The organism is Streptomyces sp. NPDC127038 (assembly GCF_042725875.1).
In the GTDB taxonomy this organism is placed as follows: domain Bacteria; phylum Actinomycetota; class Actinomycetes; order Streptomycetales; family Streptomycetaceae; genus Streptomyces.
The window spans coordinates 1-8,621 of the sequence record NZ_JBHXDQ010000126.1; the positions used below are offsets into that span (position 1 = coordinate 1).

Below are 8,621 nucleotides of genomic sequence, written 5' to 3' on the forward strand. Positions count from 1 at the left end.
GTGCCGGTACATCGATGGCCGTCGCCACCGACGCCCACACCTCACCCAACGGCGACGGCCTGATGCACCGGCACGGCCCCGACCCACCCACCGGACCGACACCGCACCCGCGACGCCGCCCCCTCAGCGCAGCAGCCCCTCCAGGAAGTCGCTGCCCAGCCGCGCCACCACGCCGACGTCGAGCTGGTGCAGCACGTACCGCCCGCGCCGGCGCGTGGTGATCAGGCCCGCCTTCTTGAGAACGCCCAGGTGCCGGGATATCTCCGGCGCCGTCATGCCGTGCACCTGCGCCAGCTCGCCCGTGGTGTACGCGCTGCGCGCCAGATGGCGGCAGATACGCATCCGGACCGGGTGGGACAGGGCGCTCATCCGCAGGGTGAGCTGTTCCACGGAGGGCGGGGCGGAGAGCTCGGGGGAGCTGACCGGATAGTGCAGCACCGGCTGCCATCCGTACCGGTGCAGCACCATCAGGTGCGGGCGGCCGAGGCTGGTGGGAACGAGGAGCAGACCGCCGCCGGCCGTCACCGTGCTCCCCTCGATGAGCTTGTCCACCGTGATGATCCGCGCCGACTCGTCCAGGGACAGGGCGGAGGACACGGAGCCGAGCGCCTCGGCCAGGCCCTTGTGCCGGAGCAGATCCGTCTTGTGGCGGGCCTCCGCGGCGAGCGGGTGGCGCAGCCGGGACCAGGTCTCGGCGAAGAAGGCCTCGTCGCAGTCCTCCAGGAACTGCCGCAGCCACGCCCTGACCCCCGGCGGGTCCACCAGCAGCCGCTCGGTGAACCGCGTCTGCTGGGGTCCCCGGGACGCGGCCAGGTCCACGGCGCGCCGCTGCACCTCGGGGTCGGAGAGGGCGTGCGGTCCCTCGGTGCCGTAGGCCAGCGCGCAGGTGAACTCCAGCGCCGCGTCCACGAACTGCTCGTCGGTGAGCTTGTCCAGCAGGTCCAGGTCCTCGGCGAGCGTCGCGCCCGGCAGCGAGGCCCCGCCCGGCACGCCCGCGCACGGCAGGAACAGGTCCGAGAACGTCGTACGCCACAGGAAGTCCGCCTCGCACATCCGGTCCGCGAGATGGGGGTCGAGCCGGGCCGTCACCCCCGTCACCCAGCCCTGGAGCCCGGGGTGGTGGCCCGGCTCCGCCAGCGCGTGCAGCGCCATCCCCAGCTCGGCCAGCGGCGAGGGCACGACGGCCGTCCGCTCCGGCCGCAGCCCGCCGATGTCGATGCGCACGCTCATGTCCCCATGGTGCACCCCGCCACCGACAGCGGCCGCCGTCGATTGACGGCCACCGTCAATCGACGGGACAGCCGCTGTGATCAGGCGCAACCTGGGACGACCGGGGCGGTTCGCGCGGGGCCCTCGGATCCCATCCCTCTCCCGAGAGGCGGTCGGCCATGAGCATCACCCAGCAGTACCTCCTGGACAGCTACCGGGCTTCGCAGCACGGGGAGGCCGCTCCTCCGGCACCCGGCAGCCACGACTGGGAGACGGCCCGCGAGCTGCGCGACCACCGCAGGTTCCGGGCCGTCCTGGCCGGACGTCCGGCCCGCGGCCGGATGCGCGGGGCCCTGAGCCGATGGCTGCACGGGGCGCACCGCCACCGCCGGCCGCTCCACTGAGAGGCCCGCGCCCGCGCCTCCCGGGCCCGCAGCCGCGCCTCCCGGGCCCGCGGCCTGGTCTCCCGGGCCCGCGAGCGGGCCCGGCGCTACCCGGCGTCCCGGTCCGGCAGCAGCTCCACGAACGCGCGGACCGCCGCCCTCACGTCGTCCGCCGTCCACTCCAGAGCCGGCTGCGCCACCGTGACCTCGGTGTACGCGAGTCCGGGGCCGCCCCGGTTCCAGCCCTGGGCGAACAGGCCCGTGCCGGTCTCCTCGACGTGCCGCAGGGCCGCGTCCGAGAGGACGTCCGGCTCGTACGGGAGCCAGACCTGGAACTGGTGGGTGTGCGGCTCCTCCGGGTGGACCCGCGCCCAGGGGACCCCCGCCTCGGCGAATCCCTCGCGCAGGGCGCCGGCCACCACCCGCGCGTGGGCGACGTACTCCGGCAGCCGGGGCAGCTCCCGCTCCAGGCCGATCAGCGCCGACAGGACCGTCGGGAACTGCTGGATGATCATGCCGCCGTACCGGTGCCGCCAGGTCTTCGCCTCGTCCACGAGCGTCCTCGGTCCCGCGACGGCGGCACCGCCGAACCCGCCGAGCGACTTGTAGAACGAGACGTACACGCTGTCCGCGAGGCCGGCGATCTCCTCCAGGGTGCGGCCGAAGTGCGGGGTGCACTCCCACAGCCGGGCCCCGTCGATGTGCACCACCGCGTCCCGTTCCCGGGCCGCCTCAACCACCTCGGTGAGCTCCTCCCAGGTGGGCAGGACGAAACCGGCGTCCCTCAGCGGCAGCTCCAGCAGCAGCGCGCCGAACGGCTCGGGGAAGTCGCGTACCTCCTCGGCCGTCGGCATCCGGGGCTCGCTCGTCAGACGGACCGGGCGCAGGCCGCTGACCTGGCTGAACGCCTGCCGCTCATGGACTTCCGGATGGCTGAGGCCGTGCAGGGCCACGGTCGGGTTCCCGGTCCGGCCCGCCCAGCAGCGCAGCACGACCTGCTGGGCCATGGTCCCCGTCGGGAAGAAGACCGCCGCCTCCGTGCCGAGCAGCTCGGCGACCCGCTCCTCCAGGGTCTCGACGACGCCGTCGCCGTACATGTCGATCCGCTCGTCGAGGTCGCACACGTCACCGGCGCCCTCGCTCAGCCAGTCGAGGCGCTCGCGGAGCGTCTGCTGGAAGCTTGGCCGCCACAGGACCCGCCGGGCCGCCTTCCAGGCCGCCACGCGCCGCTCGAACCGCTCCTTGGGGGACAGCTCCGCCGCCCCGTCTTCCTCCGCGGACTCCGCACCGCTTCGTGCCGTCGTATCGCTCATCCCAGGATCATGTCCCGGGCGGGCCCGCCCGGTCACCTCCAATTCCGCACGCCGGTGACCTGTGGAAATCCCGTTCACCCGGTCAGGTTCCGCACCGGCGTCACGGCGCGCGGAAACCCACAGCCTGTGGATGGCCGAACGGCCCTTTGGCCAATCGCGTTAACATGACGAGAAATCGTCCGGTACCCCGAGCGGACTGGAACGGAAGGCCGCCGTCGAGTGAGTACACATCCCCAGCCAGAGCCCAAGGACCGCCCCGCGCGGCTGACCGTCGGCGTCGTCGGCGCCGGACGTGTCGGACCCGCGCTCGCCGCGGCGCTCCAGCTCGCCGGACACCGCCCGGTGGCCGTCTCCGGCGTCTCCGACGCCTCCCGGCGGCGGGCCGCGCAGCTCCTGCCCGACGTTCCGCTGATGTCCCCGGCGGAGGTCCTCCAGAGCGCCGACCTCGTGCTGCTCACCGTCCCCGACGACGCGCTCCCCGCGCTCGTCGAGGGACTCGCCGAGACGGGCGCCGTCCGGCCCGGACAGCTGCTGGTGCACACCTCGGGACGGTACGGCGCGCGCGTGCTCGACCCCGCCCTTCGCGCGGGCGCGCTGCCGCTGGCCCTGCACCCCGCGATGACGTTCACCGGCACCGCCGTCGACGTCCAGCGGCTCGTCGGCTGCTCCTTCGGGGTCACCGCCCCCGAGCAGCTGCGGCTGGCCGCCGAGGCCCTGGTGATCGAGATGGGCGGCGAGCCCGAGTGGATCGCCGAGGAGTCCCGGCCGCTCTACCACGCGGCCCTCGCACTGGGTGCCAACCACCTCGTGACCCTGGTCGCCGAGTCGATGGAACTGCTGCGCACCGCCGGTGTCGCCGCCCCCGACCGCATGCTCGGACCGCTCCTCGGCGCCGCCCTGGACAACGCCCTCAGGTCCGGCGACGCGGCCCTGACCGGACCCGTCGCGCGCGGGGACGCCGGCACGGTCGCGGCCCACGTCGCCGAACTGCGCCGGCACGCCCCCGGGACCGTCGCCGGCTATCTGGCGATGGCCCGCGCGACCGCCGACCGCGCGCTCGCGCACGGACTGCTCAAGCCGGAACTCGCCGAGGACCTCCTGGGGGTACTCGCCGCCGGGACGGACGCGACCCAGGGGACCGAGGGAGACACCCGATGACCACCGCGCTGCTGCGCACCGCCGGCGAACTGTCCGCGCGGGCCCGTACCGGCCGCAGAGCCGTCGTGATGACCATGGGCGCCCTGCACGAGGGCCACGCCACCTTGATCCGTGCCGCCCGCGAGATCGCGGGAGACACCGGCGAGGTGGTCGTCACCGTCTTCGTGAACCCGCTCCAGTTCGGGCGGGGCGAGGACCTCGACCGCTACCCCCGCACCCTCGACGCCGACCTGAAGATCGCCGAACAGGCGGGAGCGGACGCCGTGTTCGCCCCCTCCGTCGACGAGGTCTACCCCGGCGGCGAGCCGCAGGTCCGGATCTCCGCCGGCCCCATGGGCGAGCGCCTGGAGGGCTCGGTGCGCCCCGGCCACTTCGACGGCATGCTCACCGTCGTCGCCAAGCTGCTGCACCTGACCCGCCCCGACGTGGCCCTGTTCGGCCAGAAGGACGCCCAGCAGCTGGCCCTCATCCGGCGCATGGCACGCGACCTGAACTTCGGCGTGGAGATCGTCGGCGTCCCCACCGTGCGCGAGGAGGACGGGCTCGCCCTCTCCAGCCGCAACCGCTACCTCTCGGCCGAGGAACGGCGCACCGCGCTCGCCCTCTCCCAGGCCCTGTTCGCCGGCCGCGACCGGCACGCCGCCCAGGAGGCGCTCCGCGCGCGAGCCCTGGAGGTGCCCGCCACGCGCGCGCGTGCCGAGGCCCTCAGCGCCCTGGGCGAGTCCCGGGCCGCGGCCGACGCGCACGCCGTCGCCAAGGCGGTCCCCGGCTGGCCCGGCGGCGTCCGCGCGGCGGCCCGGCTGGTCCTGGACGAGGCGGCCCGTATGACGCCGCCGCTGGTCCTGGACTACCTCGCGCTCGTCGACCCCGACGACTTCACCGAGATCGCGGACGACCACACCGGCGAGGCGGTCCTCGCCGTCGCCGCCCGGGTCGGGACGACCCGGCTGATCGACAACCTTCCTCTCACCTTCGGAGCGGCCTCGTGACCGGCAAAGGCACAGGTTCAGACACCGCCAACGGCACCGGCATACGCCTGCACGCGCCCGCCCCCGGCTGGGCCCTGACCGCGGACGTCGTGGTCGTCGGCTCCGGCGTCGCCGGGCTCACGGCCGCACTGCGCTGCGAGGCCGCGGGACTGCGGACCGTCGTCGTCACCAAGGCGCGCCTGGACGACGGCTCCACCCGCTGGGCCCAGGGCGGCATCGCCGCTGCGCTCGGCGAGGGCGACACCCCCGAGCAGCACCTCGACGACACCCTCGTCGCGGGCGCGGGCCTGTGCGACGAGGAGGCCGTGCGCATCCTCGTCACCGAGGGCCCCGGCGCGGTCCGCCGGCTCATCGAGACCGGCGCCCACTTCGACGAGTCCTCCGAGGGCGACCTCGAACTCACCCGCGAGGGCGGGCACCACCGCCGCCGCATCGCGCACGCGGGCGGCGACGCGACCGGCGCCGAGATCTCCCGGGCCCTCGTCGAGGCGGTCCGCGCGCGCGGCCTGCGCACGGTCGAGAACGCGCTCGTCCTGGACCTCCTCACGGACGCCGAGGGCCGCACCGCGGGCGTGACCCTGCACGTCATGGGAGAGGGCCAGCACGACGGCGTGGGTGCCGTCCACGCCCCCGCCGTGGTCCTCGCGACCGGCGGCATGGGCCAGGTCTACTCCGCGACCACCAACCCGTCCGTCTCCACCGGCGACGGCGTGGCCCTCGCCCTGCGCGCGGGCGCCGAGGTCTCCGACCTCGAATTCGTCCAGTTCCACCCGACCGTGCTCTTCCTCGGAGCCGACGCCGAGGGCCAGCAGCCGCTGGTCTCCGAGGCGGTACGCGGCGAGGGCGCCCACCTGGTCGACGCCGACGGCGTGCGCTTCATGGTGGGGCAGCACGAGCTGGCCGAGCTGGCGCCCCGGGACATCGTCGCCAAGGGCATCACGCGCCGCATGCTGGAGCAGGACGCCGAGCACATGTACCTCGACGCCCGGCACTTCGGCGCCGCCATGTGGGAGCACCGCTTCCCCACGATCCTGGCCGCCTGCCGGGCCAACGGCATCGACCCGGTGACCGAGCCCGTCCCGGTCGCCCCGGCCGCCCACTACGCCTCCGGAGGCGTCCGCACCGACGCCCGGGGCCGCACCACGGTTCCCGGCCTCTACGCGTGCGGCGAGGTCGCCTGCACGGGCGTCCACGGCGCCAACCGGCTCGCCTCCAACTCGCTGCTCGAAGGCCTCGTCTACGCCGAGCGCATCGCCGCCGACATCGCGGCCGGCCACGCCGAGGACGGCCTCCACGCGCGCGTGCCCCAGCCCGTACCGCACCCCGAGACGCCCGCGCACCCGCTGCTCGCCCCCGAGAGCCGCTTCGCGATCCAGCGGATCATGACCGGCGGCGCCGGGGTGCTGCGTTCCGCCGCGTCCCTGCGGACCGCGGCCGAGCAGCTCCAGCGGCTGCACACCGACGCCCGGGACGCCCTCGACGAGAACGGCAAGACCTCCGAGCCCGGCGTCGACACCTGGGAGGCCACCAACCTCCTGTGCGTGGCCCGCGTCCTGGTCGCCGCCGCCCTGCTCCGCGAGGAGACCCGCGGCTGCCACTGGCGCGAGGACCACGCCGACCGGGACGACGAGCGGTGGCGCCGCCACATCGTCGTACGGCTGAATCCCGACCGGACCCTCGCCGTCCGCCCCACCGATACCGCAGACTTCCCCCCGACGTCCCGGCAGCCCCACGCGGCGCCCCAGTCCCGTCCCCAGGAGCAGTGACCGAAGTGACCACCCACGACCTTCCCCTCGCCGAGAGCGGTGGCTGCGGCGACGGCTGCGGCTGCGGCGCAGACATGGACGAGGCGTACATGGAGTGCGGCCTCGACCCCGCTCTCGCCCAGCTCCTCGCCGACGCCGGGCTCGACCCCCTGGAGGTCGAGGACATCGCGAACGTGGCGATCCAGGAGGACCTCGACCACGGGGTGGACGTGACGACGGTCGCGACCATCCCCGAGGACGCCGTCTCCACGGCGGACTTCACCGCCCGGGACGCGGGCGTCGTCGCCGGCCTGCGCGTCGCCGAGGCCGTCCTGTCCGTGGTCTGCACCGACGAGTTCGAGGTCGAGCGGCACGTCGAGGACGGCGACGCCGTCGAGGCCGGCCAGAAGCTGCTCAGCGTCACCACGCGCACCCGCGACCTGCTGACCGCCGAACGCAGCGCCCTCAACCTCCTGTGCCGCCTGTCCGGCATCGCGACCGCCACGCGCGCGTGGGCGGACGCCCTGGAGGGCACCGGGACGCACGTGCGGGACACCCGCAAGACCACCCCGGGCCTGCGCTCCCTGGAGAAGTTCGCGGTGCGCTGCGGCGGCGGCGTCAACCACCGCATGTCGCTGTCCGACGCGGCGCTCGTCAAGGACAACCACGTGGTCGCCGCCGGCGGCGTGGCCGAGGCCTTCGCGGCCGTACGGGAGATGTTCCCGGAGGTCCCGGTCGAGGTCGAGGTCGACACCCTGCACCAGCTGCGCGACGTCGTGGACGCGGGCGCCGACCTGATCCTTCTGGACAACTTCACGCCGGTGGAGTGTGAGGAGGCGGTCGCCCTCGTCGCGGGCCGGGCCCTGCTGGAGGCGTCCGGCCGGCTCACCCTCGCCAACGCCGGGGCCTACGCCAAGACGGGCGTCGACTTCCTGGCGGTGGGCGCGCTCACGCACTCCGCCCCGATCCTCGACATCGGCCTCGACCTGCGAGCGGCGGAGTAACCCCGGCCATGCTGCTGACCATCGACGTAGGCAACACGCACACGGTCCTCGGCCTCTTCGACGGGGAGGAGATCGTCGAGCACTGGCGCATCTCCACCGACTCGCGCCGCACCGCCGACGAACTCGCCGTCCTGCTCCAGGGCCTCATGGGCATGCACCCGCTGCTCGGCGAGGAGCTCGGCGACGGCATCGACGGCATCGCGATCTGCGCGACCGTGCCGTCCGTGCTGCACGAGCTGCGCGAGGTGACGCGGCGCTACTACGGCGATGTCCCCGCCGTCCTCGTCGAGCCCGGCGTCAAGACGGGCGTGCCGATCCTCACGGACAACCCCAAGGAGGTCGGCGCCGACCGGATCATCAACGCCGTCGCGGCCGTCGAGCTGTACGGGGGACCGGCGATCGTCGTCGACTTCGGCACGGCCACCACCTTCGACGCGGTCAGCGCGCGGGGCGAGTACATCGGCGGTGTGATCGCCCCCGGCATCGAGATCTCCGTCGAGGCGCTCGGCGTCAAGGGCGCGCAGCTGCGGAAGATCGAGGTGGCCCGGCCGCGCGCGGTGATCGGCAAGAACACCGTCGAGGCGATGCAGTCCGGCATCATCTACGGGTTCGCGGGCCAGGTCGACGGTGTCGTGAACCGGATGGCGCGCGAGCTCGCCGACGACCCCGAGGACGTCACCGTCATCGCCACCGGCGGGCTGGCGCCGATGGTCCTGGGCGAGTCCTCGGTGATCGACGAGCACGAGCCGTGGCTGACGCTGATCGGGCTGCGTCTGGTCTACGAGCGGAACGTCTCGCGCATGTGAGGTGCCGCCCGTGT

General features: G+C 74.2%; 8 protein-coding genes. 6 read left to right on the top strand and 2 right to left on the bottom strand.

Annotated features, from left to right (window positions below):
* Positions 1-123: 123 nt before the first annotated feature.
* Entirely contained in the window at positions 124-1,230 is a 1,107-nt protein-coding gene (locus tag ACFWI4_RS40740) for a DUF5937 family protein (RefSeq protein WP_387206719.1), read from the bottom strand.
* 158 nt (positions 1,231-1,388) lie between these two features.
* On the opposite strand from ACFWI4_RS40740, the gene ACFWI4_RS40745 reads away from it, so the two are divergent.
* A complete protein-coding gene (locus ACFWI4_RS40745) occupies positions 1,389-1,613 on the top strand; it encodes a hypothetical protein (RefSeq protein ID WP_387206721.1) in 225 nt (74 codons plus the stop codon).
* An 86-nt stretch (positions 1,614-1,699) separates the two neighbouring features.
* Here the strand turns inward: ACFWI4_RS40745 and ACFWI4_RS40750 are convergent, their stop codons facing one another.
* Positions 1,700-2,905: a threonine aldolase family protein gene (locus tag ACFWI4_RS40750; RefSeq protein WP_387206723.1), complete on the bottom strand. Its 1,206-nt coding sequence runs from the start codon at positions 2,903-2,905 to the stop codon at positions 1,700-1,702.
* Between the two features lie 219 nt (positions 2,906-3,124).
* Between ACFWI4_RS40750 and ACFWI4_RS40755 the strand changes: the two genes are divergently transcribed.
* Genes ACFWI4_RS40755 through ACFWI4_RS40775 form a run of 5 tightly spaced genes read left to right on the top strand, consistent with a single transcriptional unit; the run spans position 3,125 to position 8,607 of the window.
* A complete protein-coding gene (locus ACFWI4_RS40755; protein ID WP_387206725.1) occupies positions 3,125-4,063 on the top strand; it encodes a Rossmann-like and DUF2520 domain-containing protein in 939 nt (312 codons plus the stop codon).
* Positions 4,060-5,052, top strand: a complete 993-nt coding sequence (gene panC / locus ACFWI4_RS40760; RefSeq protein ID WP_387206728.1) for a pantoate--beta-alanine ligase — start codon at positions 4,060-4,062, stop codon at positions 5,050-5,052. The genes ACFWI4_RS40755 and panC overlap by 4 nt, the downstream gene beginning before the upstream one ends.
* Positions 5,049-6,818: an L-aspartate oxidase gene (locus ACFWI4_RS40765; RefSeq protein ID WP_385398753.1), complete on the top strand. Its 1,770-nt coding sequence runs from the start codon at positions 5,049-5,051 to the stop codon at positions 6,816-6,818. Before panC ends, ACFWI4_RS40765 begins: the two co-directional genes overlap by 4 nt.
* A 5-nt stretch (positions 6,819-6,823) precedes the next feature.
* Complete coding sequence (gene nadC, locus ACFWI4_RS40770; RefSeq protein WP_387206730.1) at positions 6,824-7,801, top strand: carboxylating nicotinate-nucleotide diphosphorylase; 978 nt, start codon at positions 6,824-6,826, stop codon at positions 7,799-7,801.
* Between the two features lie 8 nt (positions 7,802-7,809).
* Positions 7,810-8,607: a type III pantothenate kinase gene (locus ACFWI4_RS40775; protein ID WP_339130709.1), complete on the top strand. Its 798-nt coding sequence runs from the start codon at positions 7,810-7,812 to the stop codon at positions 8,605-8,607.
* Positions 8,608-8,621 lie beyond the last annotated feature (14 nt).